Annotated in this window: 23 protein-coding genes, 1 tRNA gene and 2 pseudogenes; 11 read left to right on the plus strand and 15 right to left on the minus strand. The window is 70.6% G+C overall.

What is annotated here, in order from left to right; genetic code table 11:
* Nucleotides 1-51 precede the first annotated feature (51 nt).
* From P2L57_RS06515 to P2L57_RS06530, 4 genes are all read right to left on the minus strand, one after another.
* The gene (locus P2L57_RS06515) at nucleotides 52-1,416 is read right to left on the minus strand and encodes an AAA domain-containing protein (RefSeq protein WP_372515623.1); all 1,365 of its coding nucleotides are present in this window, start codon (nucleotides 1,414-1,416) and stop codon (nucleotides 52-54) included.
* Complete coding sequence (locus P2L57_RS06520) at nucleotides 1,413-2,969, minus strand: hypothetical protein (RefSeq protein ID WP_275809706.1); 1,557 nt, start codon at nucleotides 2,967-2,969, stop codon at nucleotides 1,413-1,415. Before P2L57_RS06520 ends, P2L57_RS06515 begins: the two co-directional genes overlap by 4 nt.
* Nucleotides 2,960-4,075 (minus strand): hypothetical protein, encoded by a 1,116-nt coding sequence (locus P2L57_RS06525; RefSeq protein ID WP_275809709.1) that lies wholly within the window; start codon nucleotides 4,073-4,075, stop codon nucleotides 2,960-2,962. Before P2L57_RS06525 ends, P2L57_RS06520 begins: the two co-directional genes overlap by 10 nt.
* A gap of 497 nt (nucleotides 4,076-4,572) precedes the next feature.
* On the minus strand, nucleotides 4,573-5,433 hold the full coding sequence (locus P2L57_RS06530; protein ID WP_275809712.1) for a phosphatase PAP2 family protein: 861 nt from the start codon (nucleotides 5,431-5,433) through the stop codon (nucleotides 4,573-4,575).
* Nucleotides 5,434-5,706: 273 nt separating this feature from the next.
* Between P2L57_RS06530 and P2L57_RS06535 the strand changes: the two genes are divergently transcribed.
* The gene (locus P2L57_RS06535; protein WP_275809714.1) at nucleotides 5,707-6,384 is read left to right on the plus strand and encodes a TetR/AcrR family transcriptional regulator; all 678 of its coding nucleotides are present in this window, start codon (nucleotides 5,707-5,709) and stop codon (nucleotides 6,382-6,384) included.
* 121 nt (nucleotides 6,385-6,505) lie between these two features.
* Nucleotides 6,506-7,099, plus strand: coding sequence for a histidine phosphatase family protein (locus tag P2L57_RS06540; RefSeq protein WP_275809717.1), 594 nt, complete (start codon nucleotides 6,506-6,508; stop codon nucleotides 7,097-7,099).
* Nucleotides 7,100-7,122: 23 nt separating this feature from the next.
* Here P2L57_RS06540 and P2L57_RS06545 read toward each other — a convergent pair whose 3' ends face one another.
* Together P2L57_RS06545 and P2L57_RS06550 are read right to left on the minus strand one after the other, a co-directional pair.
* Entirely contained in the window at nucleotides 7,123-7,944 is an 822-nt protein-coding gene (locus P2L57_RS06545) for an isocitrate lyase/PEP mutase family protein (protein ID WP_275809720.1), read from the minus strand.
* Nucleotides 7,945-8,006: 62 nt separating this feature from the next.
* The gene (locus tag P2L57_RS06550) at nucleotides 8,007-9,386 is read right to left on the minus strand and encodes an NsdA family TPR-like regulatory protein (protein WP_275809723.1); all 1,380 of its coding nucleotides are present in this window, start codon (nucleotides 9,384-9,386) and stop codon (nucleotides 8,007-8,009) included.
* A gap of 241 nt (nucleotides 9,387-9,627) precedes the next feature.
* Between P2L57_RS06550 and P2L57_RS06555 the strand changes: the two genes are divergently transcribed.
* Together P2L57_RS06555 and P2L57_RS06560 are read left to right on the plus strand one after the other, a co-directional pair.
* Nucleotides 9,628-10,074, plus strand: coding sequence for a hypothetical protein (locus P2L57_RS06555; protein WP_372515624.1), 447 nt, complete (start codon nucleotides 9,628-9,630; stop codon nucleotides 10,072-10,074).
* A 47-nt stretch (nucleotides 10,075-10,121) separates the two neighbouring features.
* Entirely contained in the window at nucleotides 10,122-10,985 is an 864-nt protein-coding gene (locus P2L57_RS06560; RefSeq protein ID WP_275809726.1) for a spermidine synthase, read from the plus strand.
* A 56-nt stretch (nucleotides 10,986-11,041) separates the two neighbouring features.
* Here the strand turns inward: P2L57_RS06560 and P2L57_RS06565 are convergent, their stop codons facing one another.
* On the minus strand, nucleotides 11,042-11,566 hold the full coding sequence (locus tag P2L57_RS06565) for a hypothetical protein (RefSeq protein ID WP_275809729.1): 525 nt from the start codon (nucleotides 11,564-11,566) through the stop codon (nucleotides 11,042-11,044).
* 79 nt (nucleotides 11,567-11,645) lie between these two features.
* Between P2L57_RS06565 and P2L57_RS06570 the strand changes: the two genes are divergently transcribed.
* From P2L57_RS06570 to P2L57_RS06580, 3 genes are all read left to right on the plus strand, one after another.
* Nucleotides 11,646-12,338 (plus strand): response regulator transcription factor, encoded by a 693-nt coding sequence (locus P2L57_RS06570; protein WP_275809731.1) that lies wholly within the window; start codon nucleotides 11,646-11,648, stop codon nucleotides 12,336-12,338.
* Nucleotides 12,335-13,780 carry a sensor histidine kinase gene (locus P2L57_RS06575; protein WP_275809734.1) on the plus strand — a complete coding sequence of 482 codons (1,446 nt, stop codon included), beginning with the start codon at nucleotides 12,335-12,337 and terminating at the stop codon, nucleotides 13,778-13,780. Before P2L57_RS06570 ends, P2L57_RS06575 begins: the two co-directional genes overlap by 4 nt.
* A gap of 129 nt (nucleotides 13,781-13,909) precedes the next feature.
* Nucleotides 13,910-15,388 carry a glycoside hydrolase family 18 protein gene (locus P2L57_RS06580; protein WP_275809737.1) on the plus strand — a complete coding sequence of 493 codons (1,479 nt, stop codon included), beginning with the start codon at nucleotides 13,910-13,912 and terminating at the stop codon, nucleotides 15,386-15,388.
* Between the two features lie 100 nt (nucleotides 15,389-15,488).
* On the opposite strand, the gene P2L57_RS06585 is transcribed toward P2L57_RS06580, so the two are convergent.
* From P2L57_RS06585 to P2L57_RS06600, 4 genes are all read right to left on the minus strand, one after another.
* Entirely contained in the window at nucleotides 15,489-15,809 is a 321-nt protein-coding gene (locus P2L57_RS06585) for a chorismate mutase (protein ID WP_275809740.1), read from the minus strand.
* A 44-nt stretch (nucleotides 15,810-15,853) separates the two neighbouring features.
* Entirely contained in the window at nucleotides 15,854-16,519 is a 666-nt protein-coding gene (locus P2L57_RS06590; RefSeq protein ID WP_275809743.1) for an HdeD family acid-resistance protein, read from the minus strand.
* 490 nt (nucleotides 16,520-17,009) lie between these two features.
* Nucleotides 17,010-17,294: a helix-turn-helix domain-containing protein gene (locus tag P2L57_RS06595; protein ID WP_275809746.1), complete on the minus strand. Its 285-nt coding sequence runs from the start codon at nucleotides 17,292-17,294 to the stop codon at nucleotides 17,010-17,012.
* A 577-nt stretch (nucleotides 17,295-17,871) separates the two neighbouring features.
* Nucleotides 17,872-18,696 carry a helix-turn-helix transcriptional regulator gene (locus P2L57_RS06600; RefSeq protein WP_275809749.1) on the minus strand — a complete coding sequence of 275 codons (825 nt, stop codon included), beginning with the start codon at nucleotides 18,694-18,696 and terminating at the stop codon, nucleotides 17,872-17,874.
* Between the two features lie 219 nt (nucleotides 18,697-18,915).
* Here P2L57_RS06600 and P2L57_RS06605 point away from each other — a divergent pair, with 219 nt between their 5' ends.
* From P2L57_RS06605 to P2L57_RS06615, 3 genes are all read left to right on the plus strand, one after another.
* Entirely contained in the window at nucleotides 18,916-19,653 is a 738-nt protein-coding gene (locus P2L57_RS06605) for an SDR family oxidoreductase (protein WP_275809752.1), read from the plus strand.
* A 274-nt stretch (nucleotides 19,654-19,927) separates the two neighbouring features.
* The gene (locus tag P2L57_RS06610) at nucleotides 19,928-20,161 is read left to right on the plus strand and encodes a transposase family protein (protein WP_275809755.1); all 234 of its coding nucleotides are present in this window, start codon (nucleotides 19,928-19,930) and stop codon (nucleotides 20,159-20,161) included.
* Nucleotides 20,162-20,390: 229 nt separating this feature from the next.
* The gene (locus P2L57_RS06615) at nucleotides 20,391-20,900 is read left to right on the plus strand and encodes a hypothetical protein (protein WP_275809758.1); all 510 of its coding nucleotides are present in this window, start codon (nucleotides 20,391-20,393) and stop codon (nucleotides 20,898-20,900) included.
* Between the two features lie 1,206 nt (nucleotides 20,901-22,106).
* Here P2L57_RS06615 and P2L57_RS06620 read toward each other — a convergent pair.
* Nucleotides 22,107-22,742, minus strand: a pseudogene (locus tag P2L57_RS06620) (site-specific integrase); the annotation flags it as partial.
* A 35-nt stretch (nucleotides 22,743-22,777) separates the two neighbouring features.
* Here P2L57_RS06620 and P2L57_RS06625 point away from each other — a divergent pair.
* Nucleotides 22,778-22,979: pseudogene (locus P2L57_RS06625) on the plus strand (hypothetical protein); the annotation flags it as partial.
* A 443-nt stretch (nucleotides 22,980-23,422) separates the two neighbouring features.
* On the opposite strand, the gene P2L57_RS06630 reads toward P2L57_RS06625, so the two are convergent.
* The 3 genes from P2L57_RS06630 to P2L57_RS06640 form a co-directional block, all read right to left on the minus strand.
* Nucleotides 23,423-23,498: transfer RNA gene (locus P2L57_RS06630), tRNA-His, on the minus strand.
* Between the two features lie 115 nt (nucleotides 23,499-23,613).
* Nucleotides 23,614-24,252: an oligoribonuclease gene (gene orn / locus P2L57_RS06635; RefSeq protein ID WP_275809761.1), complete on the minus strand. Its 639-nt coding sequence runs from the start codon at nucleotides 24,250-24,252 to the stop codon at nucleotides 23,614-23,616.
* A gap of 5 nt (nucleotides 24,253-24,257) precedes the next feature.
* Nucleotides 24,258-25,571, minus strand: a complete 1,314-nt coding sequence (locus P2L57_RS06640) for a helix-turn-helix domain-containing protein (RefSeq protein ID WP_275810139.1) — start codon at nucleotides 25,569-25,571, stop codon at nucleotides 24,258-24,260.
* Nucleotides 25,572-26,098 lie beyond the last annotated feature (527 nt).

Here is a 26,098-nt window from a genome sequence, read left to right on the forward strand (position 1 = left end):
CGGCGGCATGCCGGACTTCGTCCGGTGGGAGGGGTGGTGCCGGGGAGCTGGTCACGGGTGCCATGCGATCCGGTGTTCCGACAGCCGGGCCAGTACCGCGTGGTTCGCCTCCCAGCCGTCCGGGAACTTCACCATCACGCCCAGCTGCACCGGCTCCATCGACGGATGCTCGTCCAGCAGCCCGGTTACGCCCGCCCGGCACACCACCACGCACGCGTGCCGGTGCCGCGACGCCAGCACGCACAGCCGCCCCGTCTCCAGATGGAACGCGGTCGCGTCCGGACGCCCGGACAGCGGATGCAGCACCACCGTGACGTCGAACTCCCGTCCCTGCAGCCGGTTCGCGGTGTCCACCGCGACGCCGGTCACCCCGAGCCTGGCCAGCGCGGCCCGTACCGCGGCGGCCTGGTCGCGGTGCGCGGTGCCCACCGCGATGCGGTCGGCGGTGAGCGGTACCGGGTCTTCGGCCCGCTCGCTCACCGTGACCCCGCCCCGGTCCAACAGCCGCCGCACCACCTGTGCCAGGGCGGCGACCGCCTCCGGGTCGGTCCGCGGAGTGTGCCGGGCGGGCAACTCCAGCAGCCCCCAGCCCGACGCGGCCGCCTCGTCAAGGACCCGATCGGGGCCGCTGCCGTCCGATACCACACCGAAGGACAGACCGCGCTCCCCAGGAGCGGTACCGCTGCGGAACGGGGTGTACGGATAGAACGCGTCCGAGATCAGCGGCGCCGCCGAGGCGGGCAGTCGCCAGGAGACCGGCAGCCGGTGTTGCGGCAGCTGCGGATTGTGCGCCAGCAGCGTGACCACCGCACTCGCCGACGGGTCGTATGACAGCCCCGCCCACTGCTCCGCGCCCACCACGCTGAACGGATCCAACTGGCCCGGATCGCCGACGAACAACGCCCGCTCGAAGAGTCCGGCCACCCGCAGCAGCGCGTCGGAGCGCATCTGGTACGCCTCGTCGACGATCGCGTGCCGCCAGGGTTCAACGCCCTTGACATAGCCCCACTTCGCGGCGGTGGCGATCACCACCTGCCGTTCCCGCAGGTCCGCGACCTTGGTCGACTTCACCACCGACGTATGCCGCTCCAGCACGGGATCGGGCGGCGAGTCACTGCCGTGCAACCGGCCGATCGCCAGCTCCGGATCGGCCGTCGCCAGCCGATCCACAAGATCGTCCACCTGGGCGTTGGTCTGTGCGACGATCATCAACTGCTCGCCCGCCGAGGCCAGTTCCCGCGCGGCACGCACCACCAGGGTGGACTTTCCCGCGCCGGGCGGGGAGTCGACGACCACCCCGCGGTGCGGGCTGTCGCGGGTGTCGCGCAGGATCGCCTCGGTGGCGGCCGCGGCTGCCCGCGCCGGGTCGCTCGCGGCTTCCCGGCCCGTGCCGGAGGCCAGGGGCGCTTCGCTCACAGGTAGTCCTCGCTCGTTACGGGGTCCGGGGCGTCGGCGGACAGCGCGGTGGTCGGCGGACCGCCATGGGTCCACGGGGTGGCTTCGGCGTCCGGCAACTCCGGGCCGCTGCGCGACGTGTGCTCGAACAGCGTCCAGCACACCCGGTCGCCCGGCGCCGGAACCGAGCCTTCGTCCGGCGCCTTGCCGCGGCCCATCCCGTTCAGCAGCTGTACGACCAGCACGCCGGGCGCCGCCCATGCCATGAACCGCGCCTCCTGCGTCCGGCCGTCCGGGAGCGCCCGGTACACCGTGCCGCCCTCGTCCAGATGCGGCAGGTCGCCGGTGGCCACCGTCAGCAGCGGGCGCGGCCTGGGCACCTTGGCGTCGGAGTACGCCATCTCCACCGCGCTGACCTCGCCCGCGAACGCCTCACCGGCCAACCGCCGCCCGGCCATCACCAGCGGATCGTCCAACGCCTCCTGCGCCTCAAGCCGCACCTGGGCGGTCTCGCGGCCCGCGAGCTTCTGCGCGGCGGCGATCGCGTCGTCCAGCTTGGGCTGCGGCGGCTCACCCGCCCGCAACCGGTCGCGGTGGCCGGTGTACGACCAGCGGTCCCGCTTCCAGCGGTCCTCGACATGCCCGCCCGGCGGCAGGGCGCGCAGCAGATCGATACCGCGCCACACGTCGTCCCACGTCGGCCGCAACTGGCTCTCCAGCAGCGCGCGGATCTCCCGTTCTGCCGGGACGGTGTCCGCTCCGGCAGAACGTGCAGTGTCGTAGCGGGTCATGGCCGGGGCGAGCGCGGTGTTGTCGAAGACCGGATCGGTGGCGGGACCGGCGGGCGGGCAGCGCAGCAGCCCGTCCGGGTCCCTGCCGACCTGGGCGTGCAGCGCCGCCGCCGCGCCGTCCATGCCCTGCGGCGGGTCCAACCACGCCAGCAGACCGCCCAGGTGCTGGTCCTCAAGACCGCTCTGACCGGTGGCCCAGTGCCTGGCCAGCACCTCCGTCATGGCGAGCAGCAGCGCGCTGCCGGGGGTGCGGGCCCGCTCGCCGTAATGCGTCAACCAGCGGCCCAGCAACGGGACCCGCGACGGCGCGGGATGCGGCTCGGCGGGATCCTCCTCGGCCGTGCGCCGGAACCGGGTGGCCCGGCCCAGCAGCCGTACGTACTCCACCCCCGCTGTGTTCGGGACGATCAACTGCGGTGCGTCAACGCACAGTTCCCGCTCGACGGCGACCTTCTTGCCGGTCTCCGGGTCTGTCTCCTTGCCCGCTTCCAGGGCGATCCGGTCCTCGTAGGACATGAGATACGGCAGGACCTCGTCCGCGAGCTCCGCCAGGAAGGCGGACCGCAGATCGCGGTCGCGTGGCTGCGGTACGGCCAGCAGGCGCGGCGCGTCCCGTGCGGTGCCGACGAGCGCGCCCAGCGGAGCGCCCACCTCGCCCGCTGTCGTCAGCGGTACGAAGACCAGCGGCTGGTCGGAGAGCCAGCGGTGCCGCACGGTCGCCAGCGGCTGCGCCCGCCCGGCCGCCACGGCCTGGGCCTTGGCCAGCGTCTCCATCAACGGCATCCGGCCTCCTGGAGTGCTTCGGCGCGCAGGGCCGCGGCGCGGCGCAGTGCGGCCGCGGCCGGGTCGCCACCGGGGGCCGGTCCGGGTGTTGGCCCGAGCGCGGCGGACAGGATCTGCTCAACCGTGGTCAGCGTGCCGAGTTCACCGCGCAGCGAACGGCCGAGCGACTCCACGGCGCCGTCGGCGCGGGACCGCTCCCGGCAGTGGTAGGCGAGTTCACAGGTGTCCAGGCACTCCGGCGCGTACGCGGCGGGCACGGCGTCCACGGCGGCGGCCATCTGCGAGGCGGGCCGTTCGCAGGTCACGTCGAACGTCGTACCGTCCGGCAGCGCGTCCGCGATCTCCTCGATCCGGGTGAGCCGGGCCAACTGGCGTCGGGTGACGGACAGTTGCTTGCGTACGTCGACCGGTCGGGCGGTCGGTACGTTGGAGAAGTCCCTGGGGCAGACCAGCAGTACCTCGTGCCGGGGCGGTGCCACGGCCAGCCGCTCCAGCGCGTACACGTAGACCGCCGCCTGCCGGGCCGCCGCCCCCACCTTCACCGCGTCGGCGCTGCCGTCCAGGATCGGGAACGACTTGACCTCGATCACCGTCGCCGAACCGTCCGGCCGCACCGCGACCGCGTCCGGCTCCAGATAGGCGGGCGCGCCCGCCACGTCGAGCACCAGCAGCGGATGGTCGAGCAGCGTCCACTGTTCGGCTGCCGCCGCCTCCTTGAGCGCCAGCCGGGTACGGGCGGCACGGGCCTGCGGCCCGGCCGCGGACAGGTCCGGCAACGTGGTGTCGGCGGTGTCGGCGGCGCCTAGCAGCTGTAGCAACTCCGCACAGTTGTCGGCCTTGACGCGGGCCTCGAACGCGTTGCCGCGGACGAAGGCGAACCGTGACTGTCCGAACCGCGCGGGCGCCCCCAACACCTGCGCTACCGCGCCCTTGTCGACTCCGGCCGCGTCCAGCAGCGCGCGGCGCTCGCAGCCCGGGTTGGCGGCGAGCGCGGCGAGGCCCCTCGCGTCCAGCGCTCGGGGCTGGACGCTGGGGCCGCGCAGCTCTGCGAGACGGCGCCGCAAGGACGCGGCGCCTTGCGCCGCGTCGGTGGTGAAGTCGTTCACGCCCTGAAGTCTGGCATCCTCCACCGACAGTGGGGGTTCTTCTCCCACCCCTCCACCCCGACCCCTCACGTTGTCCGCTGCGCTGCGGGCCGTGGCCATCACGATCCGCAGGGGGTGCGATTCCTTTTGGCCCTCTATCCCCTCGGGTTCGTATCCCCACCCACTCAGCTGCAAGCGCAGGAACTCACGTAAGGGGGTGGGCCGGGGTGTCCCCGCAGCGACCCCAGGAAGCACCGCAACTGTGCGGTGATAGCTGGAGCGAGGAGACACCCCGGCCCGCCCCCGCCCCCACAGCAGCCGCGCGCAACGGCAAGATGCGGACCACGGCAACGGGGGGAGGGTGGGAAATCTCCGTACCCGGAACCACAACCGGGCCGGAGGCCACCCCGCGTAACGCCAAGATGCGGGCACCGGCAACGGGTGGGAGGGAGGGAAATGTCCGTACCCGGAACCGCCAAGCGCGGGCGGAACCGCAACCGGGCCGGAGGCCACCCCGATCAGCGGACGCGAACCTCAGAGGGCTCCCGGCGGGGCGCCGGAATCCGGGTTCCGTAGGAGGCTGCCGTCACGGGCGCCCTTACCGGAGAGGTCCTGCGGCCCTGCGGTCGCAGGGCCAGAAGTCGGCGCGCCGGGCGCGTCAGAAGCAGACCAACCCCCATGACCGCCCCGCCCGCCAGGGCGTCGAGCAGATAGTGGTTGGCGGTACCGAGAACGACGAGGGTGATGACGAGGGGGTAGGCAACCCCCACCGCACGCACCCAAGGGGTGCGTGCGGACCGCCAGAGGATCACCCCGCACCACAGGGCCCAGCCGACGTGCAGGCTCGGCATCGCGGCGTACTGGTTCGTCAGGTCGCCCAGGCCCTGCGGCGCGCTCGCGTCGTCGCCCCACCAGCCGAAGGACGCGTACTGCGCCAGGGTGTCGTGGAAGCCGGAGCCCGGCGGGAGCAGCCGCGGCGGGGCGGTCGGCAGCAGGGAGAAGCCGATCAGGCCGATCAACGTGGAGATCATCAGCCAGGTCCGCATGAACAGGTACTGGCCGCCGTGCCGCCGCCACAGCCACACCAGGATGCCCGGCGTCACCACGTAGTGCAGCGTGGCATAGCAGAAGCACGCCGGTATGCCGAGCCATGAGGCGTGTGTGAACAGGCCGTTGAGCGTGTGCTCGGGATCGACGTGCAGTGCCCGCTCGATGCGCAGGATCGATTCGCCATGGACGACGGCGGTCCCGGTGCCGCCTGCCATCAGCAGTCGTCCGGCCGAGTACGCGGCGTAGATGAGAGCGATGAGCGGCAACTCCGCCCACCAACGGGGCCTGCTCCTGGGCGCTGCCCCGGAGCGGGCCGCGGTGCTCGACATCGGTGGGGTTCTCCGTCCGTGGATCTACGCGTCTGTGCGGGGTGGTCCTCGCTGCGGCTCGTGCCGCCACGTGAAGCGGCCGTGGTGCGGGTTGTTGCGGGCGCTCTACCGTACGCCGTACGTTATGCATCGTGCACACCGCCCCCGGCACCGTGCTGTTCGACGGGTGTTCACAGATCCGCGGCCGGGTACGCCGTAGGACGCCGGACGGTAACGCCAAGGTTGCCTCAGCTTCAACACAAACCACATCCGTCACAAACCCCAGATCACTCCATGACGAATCGCCCAGAGCCCATCCGCCGCCGCGTCCCGCGCAACACCCTCAACCGGGAACGCGTCCTCGGCGCGGCCGTCGACCTGCTGGACCACGCCGGTCCCGACGCCTTCACGATGCGTGCCCTCGCCCAACGGCTCGGCGTCGGCACCATGGCCGTCTACAGCCACTTCAAGGCCAAGGACGAGATCATCGACGCGGTCCGCGAACGACTGCTGGCGGAAGTCGAGTTGCCCACCGTGGGCAGCGGCCGTACCCCGCGTGACGAACTGCGTGAACTGTGCCGTGCCGTCTACCGGCTGCTCGCCGACCACCCCTCCGTACTCCACCTGCTCACCGTCCGACCGGTGCACGGCGACGAGGGCACGGCCGTGGTCGAGCGCATCCTCGGGCTGCTGCTGGGGGCCGGGCTCGACCGAAGTGCGGCGGCACGCGCGCAGACCGCGCTGATGCAGTACACCGTCGGCGCCGCCCTGTGGACCGCGCGCGGCCGACAGCGCTCGGGCGACCAGGAGGATCCGGGAACACGTCTGCGCACCCGCTTCGCCGCACTGCCCGCCGAGCGCTACCCGCACCTGGTCGACCTCGCGCCCGAGCTCGCGGCGGCGCAGGACGGCCTGCCGCAGTACGAGCACGGTCTCGACGCCCTGCTCAGCGGCCTGCTAGCTGGGCACTGAGCGCAGTGGGGGATGATGGACGGCGGGTCGCTCCCGACAGGGGGCCGGCCCGCGTACGTAATCGGCTGGGGGGCCGGGGGTCAGCCCCCGGGAAGTGCAGTCTGAAAGGCCCGTCCTCGGTATGACACCGCGCATAGTCCTCGTCCGGCACGGTCAGACCGAGTGGGCGGTCAACGGCCGCCACACCGGCCGCACCGACGTCCCACTCACCGAGGAGGGACGGCGCACCGCACGGCTGCTCGGCGCCCGGCTGCACCGCGCGCCTTGGAACGGGCTGCCGGACGTCGAGGTGCGTACCAGCCCGCTCTCCCGCGCCCGGGAGACCTGCGAGCTCGCCGGGTTCGGCGACCGCGCCAAGGAGTGGGACACCCTCATGGAGTGGGACTACGGCGCCTACGAGGGCCTGACCCCGGCCGAGATCAAGGCGGACCGCCCTGACTGGCTGGTCTGGCGGGACGGCGCCGCGCGGGGTGAGACGGTGGCGCAGATGACCGCGCGCGCCGACGAGACCGTGGCGTGGGCGCGTTCGGCCGACCGCGATGTGCTGGTCTTCGCGCACGGCCACTTCCTGCGCGCACTCGGCGCGCGCTGGTTCGGCCACGATCTGTCGTTCGGCGCGACGATCCGGCTGGACCCGGCATCGCTGTCGGTGCTCGGGTGGGCGTACGGTGCGCCGGCCATCGAGCGCTGGAACGACACGGGGCACCTCGACTGACGTCTCGGTGACAGATCTTTTCCTTAGTTGGGGGCAGGCCGCCGAACCCCCGAGGAAAGCGCCTGGGCCTCGTCGTAGGACGGCAGTCCGGGATCCGCGGCATCCGGGTCCGCGATGGCGCACGCCAGTTGGACCGCGCTGTGCAGTGCGGCACGGAACAGCAGTGATCCGCAACTGACCCGGCCCACCCCCAGCTCCGCGAGCCGTTGGAAGGTCAGCCGGCCCGGTGCGTACAGGACGTTCAGCGGAGCGTCGAGGTCCCGTACCAGACCGGCGATGGTGTGCGCGTCGGTGAGGCCGGGGACGAAGAGGCCGTCCGCGCCCGCCCGCCGGTAGGCCTCGGCGCGGGGCAGCGTCTGGCCGGTGGGCGCGTCGGCCAGCCAGTAGGTGTCGGTCCTGGCGTTGACGAACAGCCCCGGCGCCCGCTCCTTCACGGCGGCGATCACCTCGCACTGGTGGCCTGCGGGCACCAGTCTGCCGCCCGGGCGGCCGTCCTCGATGTTCACCCCCGCCACCCCGGCCCGCGCCAACTCGGCCGCGAGTGCGGCGACTTGCGCGGGGTCCTCGCTGAACCCGCCCTCGACGTCCACGGTGATCAGTGCCGGAAGCCGGGTCAACGCACGGGCGAGAGCCATCGTCTGGGCGCGGGCGGCGCCGGTCCCGTCGGGCAGTCCGGCCGCCGCCGCGACCCCCAGGCTGGTGGTGCCGATCGCGGCGAACCCGCGATCGGCCAACGCCGCCGCCGAGGAGTGGTCCCAGGCGTTCGGCAACAGAAGCGGCCGGTCGGCGTGGTGCAGCCGCCGGAACCGCGCGAACTGGTCGGAAGTCGGATCCGTAGCGTTCATGGCACCGACGCTAGGGCCGGTACGTTTCGCCCGCCGTCGAACCGTCGCCGACCGGTGCGCCCTCACACCGCGTGCTTGGCCACGTACCCGTTGAAGAACGCGCCCACGGCGGACCTGCGCCGGTACGGGCGCAGCGCTCGTGCCGCCACGTCCAGCATCCCCTGGATACGTGAGGACTTGACCCGTTCGCCCAGCAACTCCAGTGCGCGGCAGCCCGCCTTCGCGGACTCGTCCGGTTCCCCGCCGGCGGCCAGGTCACCGGCCAGCTCCGCGCTGTAGAGGGCGATGTTGCGGGTGAAGTGCGGGTCCTGGAGCGCGACGCCCCGGCGTGCGTGGGCCGCCGCGCGCCGGTAGTCGCCCAGGCGCGACCAGCACTGCGCCTCAAGGCCCGCCATCTCGGCCTCGCCGTAGAACGTCATCCACTCCGGATCGCAGTCGGCCGCGCCGTGTCCGTACAGCCGCTGCGCCCGCAGCAGCGCGCGCTCGCAGGCGCCCCGGTCGCCGAGCCCGGCCCAGCCGCCCGCCTCGCGCAGCGCGAGCAGCGACAGCAGCCGCGCGGAGCCGAGCCGGGCCGCTGCCTGCTGCGCCGCCTGGGCGGCCAGTACGGCCTCCCGCGGCCGGTTGTCGTCCCGTGCCAGGAACGAGGTGTTGCAGAAGGCGTGCGCCTCCAGCGCCGGGTCGCCCGCCATCCGCGCGGTGGCCAGCGCCTCCGCGTAGTGCGAGCGGGCCTCGCCGTGCCGCCCCGAGTCATGCGCCAACCATCCGACGGAGATGGCGAGTTCACCCGAGCTCGCATGCAACCGGTCGGCCACCGGCTGGCTGTACGCGCCATCTTCGAGCATCGCGTACGCGTTGCGCAGCCAGTGTCCGGCGCGTTGGTAGAGCCCGTCGGCGCCGTGCTTGTCGTCGAGCAGCCGGATCTGGCGTACCGCCTCCTCGACGGTCTGCACCTCGCTGCCGCCGACCCGGCGGGGCGCGGCCGAGGCGGAGCCGCGCGGCAGCGTCGCCGCCAGCGCGGCCGCTGGGCCGCTGGTCATGAATGCGCGACGTAGCACGTCGCTCTCCTCGTCACTGTGGGTATGTTCATCACGTCCACCGAACTCGTCCACCTCCGGACCGGGAGTGCTACCGCCCGCGGGAACGGACCGTCGGGCCTCGCGTGCCCGTCGTCCACGTACCGTGTCGCGTGGCGCGAACCCGAGCTCCGCGAGCGAGTAGCCGGGGAACATGTGCTTGAACACCCGCTCGTACGCGTAGTTGGGGCATCGGATCTCGCCGGACTCCACGCGCCCGATGTACCGGGCGTCGCAGCTCACTCGCTCGCCGATCTCGCGGGCCGCCCGCCGTACCGCCGCCGAGAACTCTCCCGGCGACAGGTCGCCGCGGATCCGGCGGAAGGCGGTGTTGGGTCCGGGATGGTCGGGTGAAGGTGAGGGTGCCATGGGCGGAGGCCTCCCCTGGTCCTGCGGTCGTGTGCTGGTGGCTTATTCGGCGGCACGACCGTACCCGCTGTGATCGGCCAACCACTCATTGTTTAGCTACAAAACGGATATCTCACCCGGGATTCGCCATCAAGTGCCATCCTTTGCGGCGGCTTGCGGCCGTAGCGGTTGACGGGGCGTGGCGTTGTGCATGGTGTACGGACAAAGGCAGTTGCGCTCCCGACTGCGAGGAGGGTTCCCCTTGTTGGACACCGGTGGGGCACACAGGTCCTATGCGGCGCGTGGCGACGGGCTCGGGCCGATCCGCGGCGGTGGTGACCGTCCGCCTGCAGCCCCCGCCTGGGATCTGGTCACCGTTCCCTCCCGGCAGGGCCTGGAGGCGGTTGACATCCTGCGGCTGCGTACCGGCGTCGGCCCGGTACTGCACGACGTCTCCGGTGACACCCTCGGCTTCCTGGTGCCCGAGGGCACCGCGGCCGGCTGGGACCTGCCGGGCAGCGCCTGCGCCCAGACGCACGGTCGCGTCCGCCGGTCCACGGGCGAGCCGCCGGTCGCGGGCACCCGCTGGCTGGTCCCTCCGGGGCAGGGCAATCCGGTCAACGACCCGATTCTGCTGCGCCTGGCGCTCGGTGAGGCCGCCCGTACCATCGAGGCCGCCGACGGCATCCAGGCCGCTGACGGTCGGTAGCCCCGCGGTCACGCCGCTGACATGCGGTCCTCACCGATACTGGTGAGGTGGCAGGCAAGAGGCAGGGCAGAGCGCGCACCCCCGAGCCGGTGCGCGAAGAGGTCGACGGCGGTACCGCGGAGCTGGTGCCCGACCCCGACCGGCCCCGTGCCTGGTCGCTGCTGATCGACGGCGCGCCGCAGTCACATGTCGACCTCGACGACCCCTCCCGGCTCGACTTCGTCTACCAGCGCAGGCTCGGCCATGTCGTGGACCTGGTGAGCCCGCCCGGCCAGCCGCTGCACGTGGTGCACCTCGGTGGTGGGGCACTGACGCTGCCGCGCTATGTCGCGGCGACCCGCCCCCGGTCCACCCAGCAGGTCATCGAGAACGACGCCGCGCTCGTCCAACTGGTGCGCCGTGAACTGCCGTTGGACCGCTCCTGGCGGATCCGGGTACGCGGCGGTGACGCCCGTGAGGGCCTGGCCAAACTCCCCGAGCACTGGGCACATCTGATCATCGCGGACGTCTTCAGCGGGGCCCGCACCCCCGCCCATCTGACCAGCACCGAATTCCTCGCCGAGGCCGCCCGGGTGCTGCGGCCGAGCGGCTGGTACGCGGCCAATCTCGCCGACGGCGGACGGCTCGACTTCCTGCGCTCGCAGGTCGCCACCGTACGGGCCTGCTTCACGGAGTGCGCGCTGGCCGCCGACCCGGCCGTGCTGCGCGGTCGCCGGTTCGGCAACGCCCTGCTGCTGGGCACCGCGGGCGAACTCCCGGTGGCCGACCTGACCCGCCGCATCGCCTCCGACCCGCACCCCGGCCGGGTGGAACACGGCCGTGCGCTGGCCGACTTCACCGGCGGCGCGGCACCGGTCACCGACGCCACGGCGCAGGCCTCACCGGCCCCGCCGGACGATGTCTTCCGCTAGGGCGCCCTGGGGCGCGGGCGGTTCGGCGGCTGGCCAACGGCGAGCGACGGAGGCGGTCAGGACTCGTAGGTCTGCACGGTCGGCGAATGCCCGTTCCAGGTACAGAAGACCGATGACGCATGGCCCCCCGAGGTGAAGTCCACCCGGAGCCACCCGTTCTGCTTCCATACCTGCATGGACCAGCCGGAGTTGGGCGTCGCCGAGACCAACGCGGCCGAGGACGCGCCCAGATCGATGGCCACCCGGCCGCCGTTGACCGTATAGCTGTTCACATTGCCGGTCGCCTCCGGGGCGCCCTGTGCGCTGCCCTGCGGTCGCTGCGGCGGCTGTTGGGACGCGGCGGGTTGCGACGGCGTCGGTGCCGCCGAGGGGCTCTGCGGCCTGGGGCGGTGGGTGGACGACGCCTCCGGGCTCTGACCCGGCGTCGTACTGGCGGACGGCTCACCACCCGATATCGGCAGGGCACGCGGCGGGTCGTACACGGTGCCGGTCAGCACCGTGTGAACGCCGTACCAGGACAGGGCGATCGCGGCACTCGTCGCCAGCGCCCACGCCCCGGTGTGAATCAGACCTCGCCGCATCCGGACCATACTGCCCCACCCGTCTCAGCCTTGGAACGGCCGGGGAGCGGTCCGCTCCGCATGGCGTACGGTGCCGGGCATGGCAAGTGTGCTCGTCGTCGAGGACGACCAGTTCGTGCGCTCCGCGCTCATCCGCCACCTCAGCGAGGCATCGCACACCGTACGCAGTGTGGGCACCGCTCTGGAGGCGCTGCGCGAGGTGGCCCAGGTCGGCTTCGACGTGGTGATCCTGGACCTCGGTCTGCCCGACCTGGACGGCTCCGAGGCGCTGAAGATGCTCCGCGGCATCACCGATGTTCCGGTCATCATCGCCACCGCGCGCGATGACGAGGCCGAGATCGTCCGGCTGCTCAACGACGGCGCCGACGACTACCTGGTCAAACCCTTCTCGGTGGAGCACCTCTCGGCGCGGCTGGCGGCCGTACTGCGCCGCTCGCGCACCGCCGAGGCGTCCCAGGTGCTGAGCGTCGGCGGCCTGCGGATCGATGTGCAGCGGCGCGAGGCGGTACTCGACGGCACCGCGTTGGACCTGACCCGCCGCGAGTTCGATCTGCTGGCCTTCCTCGCCGCCCGGCCGGGGGTGGTGGTGGCCCGCCGTGAACTGCTCGCCGAGGTGTGGCAGCAGGCCTACGGCGACGACCAGACCATCGATGTGCATCTGTCCTGGCTACGCCGAAAGCTCGGGGAGACCGCCGCGAACCCGCGCTATCTGCACACCCTGCGCGGTGTCGGGGTGAAACTGGAGCCGCCGCACACGGAGTTGCCCGTATGAGATGGGCGCTGGTCAAGGTGGTCGTCGCGGTGACCGCCATGGTGGTACTGGCGTTCGCGGTGCCGCTCGGGCTCGTGGTGCAGGAGATGGCCCGTGACCGTGCGCTGACCAACGCCGAACGGCAGGCGGCGGCGGTCGGCCCGGCGCTGGCCATCACCACCGACCGCACCCAGTTGGAGCGGGCCGTCGCCTCCACCCAGGCGGGCGCCGACGGCCGCATCGCCGTCCATGTACCGGCCGCCGGATCGAGCGGCGATGTGCGGATAGGTCGGCAACGCGTCGCACAGGCCGATCTCGACACCGCGAGCAGACTCGGCCGGGCCTCGACCCTGCGGGTCCCCGGCGGCTACGCGCTGCTCCAGCCCACCGCAGTGAGTTCCGGTTCGGTCGCGGTGGTCGAGGTCTTCGTCCCCGAGGGCGACATCACCCGCGGTGTGACCGCCGCGTGGGCGGTGCTGGGGGTGGTCGGTGCCGGGCTGGTGGTGGGTTCGGTGGCGATCGCCGACCGGCTGGGCACCCGGCTGGTCCGCCCGGCCCGGCGGCTGGCCGCCGCGGCGCGCGAACTCGGCCACGGCCGGTTGGGGGTACGGGTACGGGAGGACGGGCCGTCGGAACTGAGGGCCGCCGCCGTCGCGTTCAACTCCATGGCCGACAAGGTCGCCCAACTGCTGGCGAACGAGCGGGAGTTGGCGGCCGACCTGTCGCACCGGCTGCGCACCCCGCTCACCGTGCTACGGCTCAACGCCGCGTCGCTGGGCGACGGCCCGGCCGCCGACCAGACCCGGGAGGCGGTGGCCCAACTGGAGCGCGAGGTCGACCAGATCATCCGCACCGCACGCGCCCAGCACTCCGCTTCGGCGGGCGCCGCCGCGGCGGGCTGCGACGCGGCCGAGGTGATCAGGGAGCGCATGGCGTTCTGGTCGGCGCTCGCCGAGGACCAGGGCCGCCGGGTGCGCACGGCGGGGGTGGACCGCCCGGTACGCGTTCCGGTCGCCCGCGCCGAACTCGCCGCCGCCTTGGACGCGTTGCTCGGCAATGTCTTCCGGCACACCGCCGAGGGCACCGCCTTCGCGGTCGATGTGCACAACGGCGAGGACGCGGTGATCGTGCTGGTCTCCGACGCGGGCCCGGGGATCAAGGACCCGGCGGCCGCCCTGCGGCGCGGGCACGGCGACGGGCGCCCCGGCTCCACCGGCCTGGGGCTGGACATAGTGCGCCGGGTCGCCGAATCGACCGGTGGCGATGTGGCGTTGGGCCGCTCGGTGCTCGGCGGCACCGAGGTACGGGTGTGGCTCGCCCTGCAACCCCGCGCCGGTGCCGGGGCGCGGCGCGGGCACCGGGTGGTGCGGCGGCGCAGGGGTCTTTCCGGTGGATCGTGGGTGCGGTTGGCTCGGAGCGGCGGTTTCGAGGCAGCCGAAGCCCGGACCAGCCCCGAAACATAACCGTTGCCGATCGCATCCTTAAGCGGGCCATAAGGCCGAGGGCGCCTGCCCTGAACTGGCTTTTTGTCCGTTTCCCAGCCGCTAGCGTGCTGCCACCCCCACCCCCCGACGCAGAGGTAGGCAACACCGATGAGCAGTTCGCACCGCCGCCGTCCCAGCCGCAGGCTTCAGCTGATCGGCGGTGTCGTGGTCTCCGCAGCGGTCGCGGGCACCGCGGTCGCCCTCGCGGGCTCGGCGCAGGCGGCGTCGCTGGGTGCCGCTTACACCAAGACCAGCGCCTGGAGCGGCGGTTACACCGGCCAGTACGTGATCACCAATACCACGGACAAGCCGCTGTCCGGCTGGACGCTGAAGTTCGACCTGCCGAGGGGCACCAAGCTCAGCTCGCTGTGGAACGGCAAGCACACCGTCAGCGGCGGACAGGTCACCGTCACCGGTGAGGACTGGGACAGCTCCATAGCGCCCGGGAAGTCGGTCACCGTCGGCTTCGTCGCCACCGCCAGTGGTTCCGCGGCGGACCCGGCCAACTGCCTTATCAACGACGCGAAGTGCTCGGTCGACAACGGTCCCACCCCCACTCCGACCGGCCGTCCCACCGGGACTCCGACGACCGCCCCCACGTCGTCCCCGACCGGCTCGCCAACCCAGAGTGCCAGCCCGACGCCGACCCCGACCGCCACCCCCACGTCGGGCTCCGGCAACGGCAGTTCGTCGAACGCGGGCTTCGCCCCGTACGCCGACACCTCGCTCTACCCGGCGTTCGACCTGGTGGCCGCCGAGAAGGCGAGCGGAGTCAAGCAGTACAACCTCGCCTTCATCACCGACGGCGGTTCCTGCACCCCCAAGTGGGGCGGCGTGACCGACCTGGCCGGCAACGCCACCGCCAACCAGATCGGCGCCCTGCGCGCGGCGGGCGGCGACGTACGGGTCTCGTTCGGCGGCGCGAACGGCAACGAGCTGGCCACCACCTGCTCCTCGGCCTCCGCTGTGGCCTCCGCGTACGGCAAGGTCATCGACCAGTACAAGCTCACCAAGGTCGACTTCGACGTGGAGGGCGGCGCGCTGACCAACACAGCCGCCAACACCCTGCGCGCGCAGGCCATCGCCCAGCTGCAGAAGAGCCACCAGGGCCTTGAGGTGTCCTACACACTGCCCGCCATGCCCACCGGGCTCACCCAGGACGGCATCAACCTGCTGTCGAACGCCAAGAGCAACGGCGTGGACATCAACGCGGTCAACATCATGGCGATGGACTACGGTTCGTCTTTCAGCGGTGACATGGGCCAGTACGCGATCGACGGCGCCACCGCCACCCAGGCGCAGGTCAAGAGCGTGCTGGGGATCTCCGACGCCGCCGCGTGGAAGAAGATCGCGGTCACCCCGATGATCGGCGTGAACGACGTCAGCGCCGAGACCTTCACCGTCGCGGACGCCGGCAAGCTCGCGGACTTCGCCAAGTCCAAGGGGCTGGCGTGGTTGTCGATGTGGTCCGCCACGCGTGACAAGCAGTGCTCCGGCGGCGCCAAGAACTTCGCCGATCCGATCTGCTCGTCGATCACCCAGGACCCGAACGCCTTCGCCAAGGCCTTCTCGGCGTACGGTGGTTGATCACCGGCGGTCAGCCGACCGCGCCTGAGCCAGATGTCCCGACCGGACCCCCACCCGGCCGGGGCATCCTCAGTTCTGGGGGAACCGTTCCGGAGGAAGCTCAGTAGTCCTGGGCGATGGCTTTGTGGTGCTGGACGACCTCTTCGATGATGAAGCTCAGGAACTTCTCCGCGAAGGCCGGGTCGAGATGGGCGTCCTCCGCCAGCCGCCGCAGCCGTGCGATCTGCGCGACCTCGCGTGCCGGATCGGCCGGGGGCAGGTTGTGCGCCGCCTTGAGGTGGCCCACGGCCTGGGTGCACTTGAAGCGCTCGGCGAGCAGGTGGACGAGGGCGGCGTCGAGGTTGTCGATGCTGGAGCGCAGCCGCAGCAGCTCCTGCTGGGCCTGCTCGTCGAAGGCGCCGTCGTTCACGTGGTCGCTCATCCCCGAAATGCTACAAGCCCCGCGATACGGCACGGGCCGTCGTATCAGGAGGTGAGATGCCGGAGGCGGATGCGCAGCTGGATGCCGTGCACGATCTCCACCACGCCCAGCGCGATCAGCCAGATGCCCGCCACCAGGGTCAGCGCGGCGATGGAGTGGAAGGGCGCGATGATCAGCACGATTCCGCCGAGGATCGTGATGATGCCGAGGAACACCTGCCAGCCGCGGGCGGGCAGCCCCTCATGGGAGATCGCCACCGCGGTCAGCATGATGCCGCGCAGCAGCCAGCCGAAGCCGATCCACAGGGCCAGCAGCAGGATCGACTGCGCCGGGCCACGGAAGCAGATCAGGCCCAGCAGGATGCTCAGCGCGCCCGTGACGAAGCTCAGCACGCGCAGATGCCCCGGCACGTGGGTACCGAACGCTCCGGCGAGCTGGAAGATACCGCTCACCAGCAGGTAGATGCCGAAGAGGGCGCCGATCACCACCAGTGTGGCGCCCGACCACGCCAGCACGATGACACCCAGCGCGATCGCGGCCACACCGGCGGTCAGCAGGACCTGCCAGGTCGCATTGCCCAGAGCACTCACCAAGGTACCGGCGGGGCCAACGCCGTAGGGGGGCTCGGCGCCGTACGGGCTCGTCGCTTCGTGCGGGCCACCGGCCTCGTGCGGTTCACCGGCACTCGGTTTGTCGGAGGGGAACGTCATGGCGTCTGCCTCCCTCGGTGGAGGAACGGATGGCGATATCCGGACAGGGCCATACTCGCCCAGAAGATCCCTTCCCGCCTGATGGGAGGTCCTCGGCCCGGTCATGACCGGGCCGGTGCGGGGCTGGGCCGACGACTGCGGGGGTCGGGCCAATGAGAAAGGCCCGGCCTGTGAGAATCAGGCCGGGCCTTTGCTCCGGAAGGGTGAGTGACGGGACTCGAACCTGTTTCGTAGTCGTATCGTGACCTGCACCTTCGCTGAGAATGCGGACAAACGCGTGCAGAAGGATGACGGGCGATGACGCCTGATGCCACTGCGCGGCGTTCGGTTTGGCCATGGCCAAACGCTGCCGCCGAGGTGCGCGTGCGTGGGTGAGGGGTGAGTGACGAGTCCCCTGGCCGCGTTGCGCCCGCCCTCGTCCCTGACAACGCGACCGGCTCCGGAGGCGAGCTCCGGAGCCGGTCGCGGGGGTGTGAGATATAGAGATCTGTCAGGCTGTCCGCCTTGTCGTGGAGCGAGGCAGAGGGCACAGGGCACCGAGTGGATGAGGGCCAGCGGCGCGGATGGCGGTCGGACGGATGCCGGGACCGGGCTCCTGGTGGAAAAGGTCGATGATCCGCCGTAGATCGCTGTCAGTGAAGAGGACGCGGCCCCCGAGCTTGGTGTGCGGCAGCTTCTTGATGTGGCGCCGCAGCCAGGATTCGTCGACCTTGAGCGCGGCGGCGGCCTCCGGGTAGCTATGGAGGGAGATCGGCATGGGCATGTCTGGGGGCAAGGTCAGCTCTCCTCTTTCTGGCGTTGAGGAGAGCTTCTTCACGCTTCGCGGTTTGGAGAGGCCGCGGAAAGGTGGTAGACGGCTCGGGGAGTCGCGGGCGGTTGGTTCACAACCCTATGCCGGGGACTCGCCGAAGAGATCGAATCCCTGGTCGCCAAGGGGGCCCAACTCATCGAACAAGATGAAACATGCGCCCTGATGAAAGACCCTGGAGGAAACGAGTTCATCGTGGAACTCGACCTCGACTTTCCCGAATCAATGACGACATCTCCCGAAGCCTCTTAATCAGCTTGACGGCAGCAGGCTCAACGACAGGGCTGATGCGTTCTCAGGTGGCGAGATGAAGGGTCACCGGGTTCGGTGGGACGGGGGCCAACCTCGTCGTGCCCAACCGGGGTCGCGCCCGCCCCGGAGCCAACAGAGAAGTAACCGTGTGCAGCTCGGCGTCGATGAGTGGCTGGGCCCCACGTGTCACCCGCGGTGGGGCGGCCCCGCTTCTTCAGGAACTGCTCGGTGCGCAGCCGCTGGCCCTCCGCCGCCGTACCGTGAGCGCTGATACCGCCGCCGACCTCCTCGTTCATTCGCTGGTCACGGCTACGCCCTCATCGGGCGGTTCGCTGCTGTCGAAGTAGACGACCAGCGTCTGCTCCGGCTGTTCGGCCAGGTGAAAAGCGGTGTACGCATAATCGATCGCTCCCCGTTGCGGGTGTCGTAGCCGTTTCCGACCGCTGTGCCGGGCCTGCACCTCGTACTGCGGCCACCAGTCCCGCACCTCCGGGCTGCCCTCGTTCAGGTCCTCGATCAATCGGGTGTACCGCGGGTCGCCGAAATGGCGTGTCGCTAGCGTGCGAAGTCGGCCGAGCAGGCCGCGTGCCTCGGTTTCCCAGTCGACTAGAACGTCCCGGGCCACCGGTTCGAGAAACACCCAGCGGACGAAGTTGGCGGGCCGGTCCGCCTCAGTGATGAGCCTCGGGAACAACTCGTCGGCTGCCTGGTTGTGACTGAGGACGTCATAGTTGCCGCCGATGATGTACGCCGGGTTCGGCTGGAGCAACAGGGGGACGGCCCCCGCCTCGGCCGTGAGCGGCTCGCGTTCCTCGGCTTCGGCCGCGGGCGCGTGACCGGCAAGCTGGAGAAGATGATCGTGCTCGTGCCGGTCCAGCCGCAGCGCCGCGGCGAGGGCGTTGAGCACCTGTTCGGAGACGCCGATCTTCCGCCCCTGCTCCAGGTACGTGTACCAGGTGGCGCTGATCCCGGCCAGCAGTGCCAGTTCCTCTCGGCGAAGTCCCGGAGTCCGACGGCGGCCGGTCCGGGGCAGGCCCACCTCGTCAGGGGTCAGGCGCTCTCTCCGGCTGCGGAGGAATTGACTCAGCTGACGGCGTTGGTCCGGCTGCGTGGGCATGACGGGTGGTATCTCCAGTTCCAGAATAAATACGTTCTGGATGCCAGGCTAACCCCGGTGGAGACTGGTGTGCGAGCACGGGCCGAGGCACTGCCGACGGCCTCACACGGTCACACCGGCACCCGGCCGTCCAGTGCGCAACGGCTTCCGCCACGCTCCTCCAGGACCCGCTGCCGCTCGGCACCCCGGCCCCGGTGCCCAGGATGGAGAGGGCAACTCATGTCCGGAATCAAGGGCAAAGTGGTGGCGATCACGGGAGCCAGCAGCGGCATCGGCGAGGCGACCGCGCTGCTGCTCGCCGAACGCGGCGCGCGACTCGTCCTCGGCGCACGCCGGTCCGAACGCCTGGCGGAACTGGTGGCCCGGATCGAGAAGGCAGGCGGCACGGCCGTCCAGATCCGCACCGACGTGATCCGGCGGCACGACCTGCAGGCCCTGGTCGCGCTGGCCAGTGAGCGCTTCGGCCGACTCGACGTACTCGTCAGCAACGCCGGAGTCGGCACCATCTCGCCTCTCGACGATCTGCGCGTCGACGAGTGGGACCACATGGTCGACGTCAACGTGAAGGGCGTCCTGCACGGGATCGGCGCCGCGCTGCCGGTCTTCCGGGCGCAGGGAACCGGCCACTTCATCACCACCGCCTCCACAGCCGCGTTTCGCATCGTGCCGACCATGGCCGTCTACGCCGGCACCAAGTTCGCGGTCCGGGCCATCTGCGAAGGGCTGCGCCAGGAAGCCGGCGACTCCCTGCGGGTGACCACCGTCTCACCTGGTGCGACTGCGACCGACTTCGCCGAGGCGTCAACCAACAGCCAGGTCAGAGCGGAGATCACGAAGATGCGGGACGACATCGCGATCCCGCCCGACGCGATCGCCCGGGCCATCGCTTTCGCGATCGAACAGCCTGCCGCGGTCGACGTGAACGAGATCGTCGTCCGGCCCACCGCCCAGAGCTGACCTCCCCCGCCCTTCCGGTGCGGACACCCGCACCCGCCGGGCTGTTCCACGGGTCACATGGCAACACAGGCCCAATGGCCGGTGGGGTGGGTGGCATGCCTGAGTGGAAACGATGGACGCGACGCCAGATGACCAAGGTTGCTGAGACCGAAGATCGACCTGGAGCCGCGTCCGCGTGCAACCTTCCCTGATCAGCGTCCTCACGCGCCACTTCGAGGATGCAGCCGCGCCATGTCCACCCACGGACCCCTCTGAACTGGCCACGCTGACCGAGGTGTTCGACCGTCTCCCCGATCCACGCCGGGTACGAGGACGCCGCTACCGGCTCGGCTCACTGCTGGGGCTGTGCCTGGTCGCCGTACTCGGTGGCGCACGGCCGCTTGCGCAGATCGCCCGCTTCGCGGCCGACGCGGCACCTGAGGTGCACGACCAGCTGGGGCTCAACCGGGCCACCCCGAACGCCTCCACCCTCGGACGCCTGCTGGCGCGGCTGGACGGGGACCCCTGATGCGGTCGCCTTGCTGACCTGGTCTTTTGCCGACACCTGTACGTTGGCATGCTCTCGGACAGTGTCTCCAGTCATGACCGTCTGCTGTGAGCGATGCCGAGCGGTGGGCATCGATCACCGGAACAGCGCCTACCGCTTGACGAAGTGACTTGATCCCTGCGGACCTACTGGGTCAGGCGGCGACAGGAGCGAGACACTCGCGGCAGGACGCCAACTATTGGGAGGGAACATGCAGTTCAGCAACGAGGAGCCGCCGTTGCATCCGGTACGGACGGTGACATGGGCGCGTACGGTGTTAGGACGGCGCATCGCGGTCCTGGCCAACGAGCCGATAGGTCAGATCGGTTACGCGGCGGCCAGCCTGCCCGATAGGCCGGAAGAGACGTGGGAGATCCACATTCGCTACCCGCGGGTCGAGGTCAAGACCATCCGGCACCCGTCGTCGGTACGGCCGGGAGTAACGACGGTGGACCTGCTGAACGACGCGGTCGCTTCTTTCCCTCACGTCCCTGACCTAGTGGCTGAGGCGGAGATTGGGGAATGGCTGACCGCTCAGGCGACCCGTCCCCCTGCGGAGGTCGAAGAGGTGCCCGAGGCCCTGCTGATTGACGGCACGCCCTTCCGGGGTATGCAGGCCGAGCGTGACGGCGTAACCGCACGCCTGGTGCAGCCGGAGGCTGGGACAGTCGTCATTGCCGTGGGCGAGTCCCGCGGGGCTGTTCGTCTCGTCTGGGCTTGAACAGCACGACGCTGCCGCCCTTGGCACGGTAACCGGAGGGCGGCAGCGTTTGACGTTGCGTTAGTAGATGGTGTCCATGTCGGAGGGGCCTCCGCTGTGGCACACGCCGCCGTCGACCAGGATGGCATAGCTGTTGCCCGGGATGACCTGGGCGTATGCGGGGCCGGTGCCGCCGCTGTGGAAGGTGAAGGTGGTAGCCCACGAACGGCGTGCGGCCAGGGCGCCTCCCCAGTGCTGCTGAGAGGTTCCGTACCGCAGTCGCCAGGGATGGTGTTGTTCGGCTTGATGGTCTGCGGGTTGGCTCCGGCCTTGACTGAGTACTCCAGGCCCTGCGCGTCCTTCTTGATGACGTACCCGTGCGCCTTGGCCACCGCCGGGTCGTAGCCGACGAGGTGCATCGGCACGGTGATGGTCGTGGTGTGCGGCTGAGCTGGCTGGGCCTGTGCCGAGGTCACTCCAGTTACGGCTAAGCCCAAGGCCCCGGCCGTTACAGCAAGTTGCTTGATCACGTTCTTTTCCCCTCCGTACAGCCCATCCCTACGGCGCCCCCTGCGCCTGGTGGGGCGGCACGAGACCGACGTTACGGAGCGGGAGTGCTGACACGAACGTAATTCGTACGTGTGGCCGATTGCTGGTGCGGTATGGCTTATTCCGGGGTGTTCTGGTGCGGTCTATGCTGTCGGCTCCTGGTGGCGTCCTCAGCCGTTCCGGTATGTGGGCTTGCCCGTGCGGCCGGACTACCGTCAGTGGGTACGGCTCGGGTTGGATAGCTCGCTCAGAGTGGTTCAGCGTGTGTTCGACGGCTGACCGGCAGCTGGCGGCAGTGATCCGCTCCGGCACCGCCTGGACCACCGGAGTGCCGGAGCGAGATCTATTGGACGAGGCAGAACAGCATCGCCATGAGGGCGACCCACGTGTCGCACGGCGTCCGCCGCCTGGCCCGCACCGCTGATATGGGCTCTCCGAGCCGGGGATTTCCTGGGGACTTTTCGGGGACTTTCAGCGCTGTCCCGGGGACTTTCCGGGGACAATCCGTCAGGTAAGCAGGGAAGGCCCTGACAGCGCTGAAAGACTCAAAGCCGCAGGTCAGGGCTCATCCGCCTAGCACTCGATGACGTTCACCGCGAGCCCGCCGCGGGCGGTCTCCTTGTACTTGACGTTCATGTCCGCCCGTGGCCGCCCGGCGGAGACGAATCCGCCTCAGCGCTAGGCGCTCACCAACCGCAGCCCGCCTCCGGTTGGCCGGTTGCCGCCCGGCGCGGCCTGAACGGCCCTGCTGATGTCGGTGTCCAGGGAGCGGACCAGGTGGCCGTATCGGTCGATGGTCGTCTGAATCGACTCGTGGCCCAGACGGGCCTGGATGGCGGGCAGCGGGATGTTCGCGGCGACCAGCCAGGCCACGTGGGAGTGGCGGAGGTCGTGGATGCGCGGTCGGCGCGGCAGGCCCGCTCGGACGGCGGCGGCAACCGCGGGCTTCCACTTCCGGTTGTAGAAGTTGTTGTGCCTCCATGCCTTGCCCGTCGGCGTCCGGAAGACGAAGGCGTCGGGCGGCATCCCGTCCGTCAGGCGCTTGACCATGTCGACCTGTGCGGGTGCCAGGGCCACGAGGCGGCGCGCCCTCTTCGTCTTCGGAGGCCCGAGGAAGAAGGAGCGCTCCGAGCCCCTGGGAGCCCTCTTCCGCGCCCTCTGGACGCTTGCGGTGGGTGCGGGGCTGCCGAGCCTGAGGTCCTGCGCTTGGAGGGCCGTTGCCTCGCCCCAGCGCATGCCTGTTCCGACGAGCCAGTCGGCGAGGTCCCGGGCGTCCTCGTCGGTGATGTGACGCCGGATCAGCTGGTACTCGTCCTGCTCTAGGAAGACGGCGCGTCGCCGACGCGCCCGCGTTCGGCTGGCTCCTGCTGTGGCGCGCCCGCGCCCGCGCAGTGGACCACCGCCACGCCCTACGACGCCGCGCTCACGGCGGTTCTGCTCTTTGTTCTCACCAGCCGGGTCATTAGCCCGCAGTACATGATCTGGCCGGCTGGCCTCGCCGCTGTCTGCCTCACCGTCGAGCAGACCGTTCACCGGCCGGTGGCCGCCGTGAGCTGCGGCAGACGTGTACTGGACGGAAGAGAAGTCCACGGCGCAGATCCAGACGTTCACCCGTAGTTACAACCGGGTCGGCGCTGCCTTCGAAGGCCTCATCCACCGAAGATTCCCGTTCAAGAGGATCTGCGGTGTCCGCCCGGAAGGAGTGCGGCGGCGCAGCAGTTCCGTTGACACGCGAAGCTGCCGAGAGTGCGGGCGAAGCCTAATAGGGTCGCATCTCCGGTGGCTCTGGTCATCCCGTCACTCACCTGTGAGATCGGCCCCCGAGGGCCATACAGTGGGTGTCGGGTTGTATACGCTGCGAAGGCCCTGGTTTTCGTCGGCGTCGTCCCGCCGTGAGCGGCTCCGATTGTGGAGTGGTTGGGCCATGGTTTGGCCGTGGCCAAACGGCAGACAGGCCCGTGACCTACGTTTCCGCAGGTCACGGGCCTGTCTCATGGGGTGAGTGACGGGACTCGAACCCGCGGCATCCTGGACCACAACCAGGTGCTCTACCAGCTGAGCTACACCCACCATGACCGGCGCTTGACTGCTTCCCGCACCGGCCGAGAAGAAGCATACAGGGTTTTGGTGGATGCTTGCGCCAGGCTTTTACGGGGCCTTGAGCGCCGACCTCACCCGGCGGACCTCACCGGGCGTCCGCGGCGGACTGTCCCGGCTGGCTCGGCACGGCGGGCAGCACGTACTTGGCCGCGATCGCCCGCGCGGTGTCCGTGTCCGGTCCGGGGGGCCGCACGAAGACCGCCTCGCGGTAGTAGCGCAGTTCCGCGATGCTCTCCCGGATGTCGGCCAGCGCGCGGTGGTTGCCGTTCTTCGGCGGGCTGTTGAAGTACGCCCGCGGATACCAGCGCCGGGACAGCTCCTTGATGGAGGAGACGTCAACGATCCGGTAGTGCAGGTGCTGTTCGAGCTCGGGCATGTCGCGGGCGAGGAAGCCACGGTCGGTGCCGACCGAGTTCCCGCACAGCGGCGCCTTGCGCGGCTCCGGCACGTAGGCGCGCACATAGTCGAGCACCTGCTTCTCCGCCTCGGCGAGCGTCGTCCCACCGGGCAGCTCATCGAGCAGGCCGGAGGCGGTGTGCATCTGGCGCACCACCTCCGGCATGGTCTCCAGCGCTTCGGCGGGCGGCCGGATAACGATGTCCACCCCGTCACCGAGGATGTTCAGCTCGGAATCGGTGACTAGGGCGGCCACCTCGATCAGCGCGTCATGCCGCAGCGAGAGCCCGGTCATTTCGCAGTCGATCCACACCATGCGGTCGTTCATACGTCTCACCCTACGGGGCGATCCCGTTGACCTGGCATAGCCGTGCTACGAGCGGACCCCGGGAGCAGGCCGGGAACGGTTCCGGGACGCCCGCCCGGACGTCCGCCGCGATCGCCGCGCAGCCGGGTCAGCCCGGGGGTGCCGGACATCCCGGAGATCTCCGGACCGTCCGCCCGGCCGTGCTGCTCGGGCATTCTCGCCGCGTACACGTCCGACTCCGGCTTGCCCGGCTCATGCCGTTTGCCGGGTTCGAGCCGTCGGCCGGTCGGCGGCCCGTCCAGCGGCTGGGGGCCGCGCCGCTGGTGCGGCAGGCCCTCGCTGGGGGCTTCGCCACGTTCCGCGCGTTCTGGCCGGTCCCCGCGGTCCGCCCGCTCGGCGCCGTCCTGTGGTCTGCGCGCCCGGAACGCCATCCGGTAGGAGGCGGGGGACGACCCCAACTGCCGCCGGAAGTGCCCGCGCAGCGCCACCGGCGAGCGGAACCCGCACCGTCCGGCCACCTCGTCCACCGAGTAGTCCGACGTCTCCAGCAGCCGCTGCGCCTGCAGCACCCGCTGGGTGATCAACCACTGCAGCGGAGCGCTGCCGGTGAGCGAGCGGAACCGGCGGTCGAAGGTACGGCGGCTCATGTAGGCCCGTGCGGCCAGCGTCTCCACGTCGAACTGCTCGTGCAGATGCTCCAGCGCCCATGCCACGACCTCGGCCAGCGGGTCCCCGCCGATCTCCTCTGGTAAGGACCTGTCGAGGTACCGCTCCTGGCCTCCGCTGCGCCGGGGCGGTACGACCAGGCGACGGGCGAGCGCGTTGGCCGCGTCGGCGCCGTGGTCGGTCCGCACCACATGCAGGCACAGATCGATCCCGGCTGCCGTCCCGGCCGAGGTGAGTATGTCCCCGTCGTCGACGAAGAGCTCGCGCGGGTCGACGTGGACCGACGGATAGCGCTTGGCCAGCGTCGGCGCGTACATCCAGTGCGTGGTGGCCGGGCGGCCGTCCAGCAGCCCGGCGGCGGCCAGCACGAAGGCGCCGGTGCACAGGCCGATGATCCGTGCCCCCTCCTCGTGCGCCCGGCGCAGCGCGGCCAGCGCCGAGGCGGGCGGTGGCTGGGAGATCGAGCGCCAGGCGGGGACCACCACGGTCCCGGCCCTGCCCAGCGCGTCCAGCCCGTACGGCGCGGTCAGCTCAAGGCCGCCGGTGGTGCGCAGCGGGCCGTCCTCGCCCGCGCAGACCAGCAGCCGGTAGCGCGGGACACCGGCGTCCTGCCGGTCGACACCGAAGACCGAGAGCGGAATCGAGCTCTCGAAGATCGGGCCGCCGCTGAACATGAGCACGGCGACGACTTCCTTGCGGCGCCGGGCGGAGAGTTTGCGGCCTCCGGTGCCGATGGTGGTGGCCGTCGTAGTGGTGGTGCTGCCAGTGGTCGCACCACTGGTCGTACCGCAGCAGCTCTGTACCGAGGTGCGGAGGGACGGGGTTGCCTCCGTCGCCGCACCGGTCCTGGAGTCCTGGGTCATGGCGGATGAGCCCCCCTCGGTCGACGCAACGTCCTTTCGGTACTGCACGTTTCCCCCGCCGTGTTACCCAAGATCGAATCTACTGTGTGTTCGCTCGGGATGCGGTGACAAGTTCACCATCCGGCACTAAGTCGACAAGACAACTTGGCGCGAAGCATTCGATCACGAAGCGTTCCACTCACCGGCTCCGCTGGGAAGTGCGCCTCGGTTATGCCCCCCGGTAACACACCGGCCTGACGGTGTCCGTGCGTCCCCCGCCGTGACGTTTCCGCTGGTGGTAAGGGTGTTGGAAGCGGACGTTCCGGACGCCCGTATCCCACAGAAAAGTTGGCCGAAAA

This window comes from Streptantibioticus ferralitis, from assembly GCF_029223525.1.
GTDB lineage: Bacteria > Actinomycetota > Actinomycetes > Streptomycetales > Streptomycetaceae > Streptantibioticus_A > Streptantibioticus_A ferralitis.

Bases quoted from the DNA above. Each gene is read 5' to 3' on its own strand.
- P2L57_RS06580 (WP_275809737.1), top strand. From the start codon at position 13,910: ATGAGCAGTTCGCACCGCCGCCGTCCCAGCCGCAGGCTTCAGCTGATC.
- orn (WP_275809761.1), bottom strand. From the start codon at position 24,252: ATGAACGACCGCATGGTGTGGATCGACTGCGAAATGACCGGGCTCTCG.
- P2L57_RS06605 (WP_275809752.1), top strand. From the start codon at position 18,916: ATGTCCGGAATCAAGGGCAAAGTGGTGGCGATCACGGGAGCCAGCAGC.
- P2L57_RS06640 (WP_275810139.1), bottom strand. From the start codon at position 25,571: ATGTTCAGCGGCGGCCCGATCTTCGAGAGCTCGATTCCGCTCTCGGTC.
- P2L57_RS06570 (WP_275809731.1), top strand. From the start codon at position 11,646: ATGGCAAGTGTGCTCGTCGTCGAGGACGACCAGTTCGTGCGCTCCGCG.
- P2L57_RS06535 (WP_275809714.1), top strand. From the start codon at position 5,707: ATGACGAATCGCCCAGAGCCCATCCGCCGCCGCGTCCCGCGCAACACC.
- P2L57_RS06600 (WP_275809749.1), bottom strand. From the start codon at position 18,696: ATGCCCACGCAGCCGGACCAACGCCGTCAGCTGAGTCAATTCCTCCGC.
- P2L57_RS06530 (WP_275809712.1), bottom strand. From the start codon at position 5,433: ATGTCGAGCACCGCGGCCCGCTCCGGGGCAGCGCCCAGGAGCAGGCCC.
- P2L57_RS06585 (WP_275809740.1), bottom strand. From the start codon at position 15,809: ATGAGCGACCACGTGAACGACGGCGCCTTCGACGAGCAGGCCCAGCAG.
- P2L57_RS06590 (WP_275809743.1), bottom strand. From the start codon at position 16,519: ATGACGTTCCCCTCCGACAAACCGAGTGCCGGTGAACCGCACGAGGCC.
- P2L57_RS06575 (WP_275809734.1), top strand. From the start codon at position 12,335: ATGAGATGGGCGCTGGTCAAGGTGGTCGTCGCGGTGACCGCCATGGTG.
- P2L57_RS06565 (WP_275809729.1), bottom strand. From the start codon at position 11,566: ATGCGGCGAGGTCTGATTCACACCGGGGCGTGGGCGCTGGCGACGAGT.
- P2L57_RS06615 (WP_275809758.1), top strand. From the start codon at position 20,391: ATGCAGTTCAGCAACGAGGAGCCGCCGTTGCATCCGGTACGGACGGTG.
- P2L57_RS06550 (WP_275809723.1), bottom strand. From the start codon at position 9,386: ATGGCACCCTCACCTTCACCCGACCATCCCGGACCCAACACCGCCTTC.
- P2L57_RS06520 (WP_275809706.1), bottom strand. From the start codon at position 2,969: ATGCCGTTGATGGAGACGCTGGCCAAGGCCCAGGCCGTGGCGGCCGGG.
- P2L57_RS06545 (WP_275809720.1), bottom strand. From the start codon at position 7,944: ATGAACGCTACGGATCCGACTTCCGACCAGTTCGCGCGGTTCCGGCGG.
- P2L57_RS06540 (WP_275809717.1), top strand. From the start codon at position 6,506: ATGACACCGCGCATAGTCCTCGTCCGGCACGGTCAGACCGAGTGGGCG.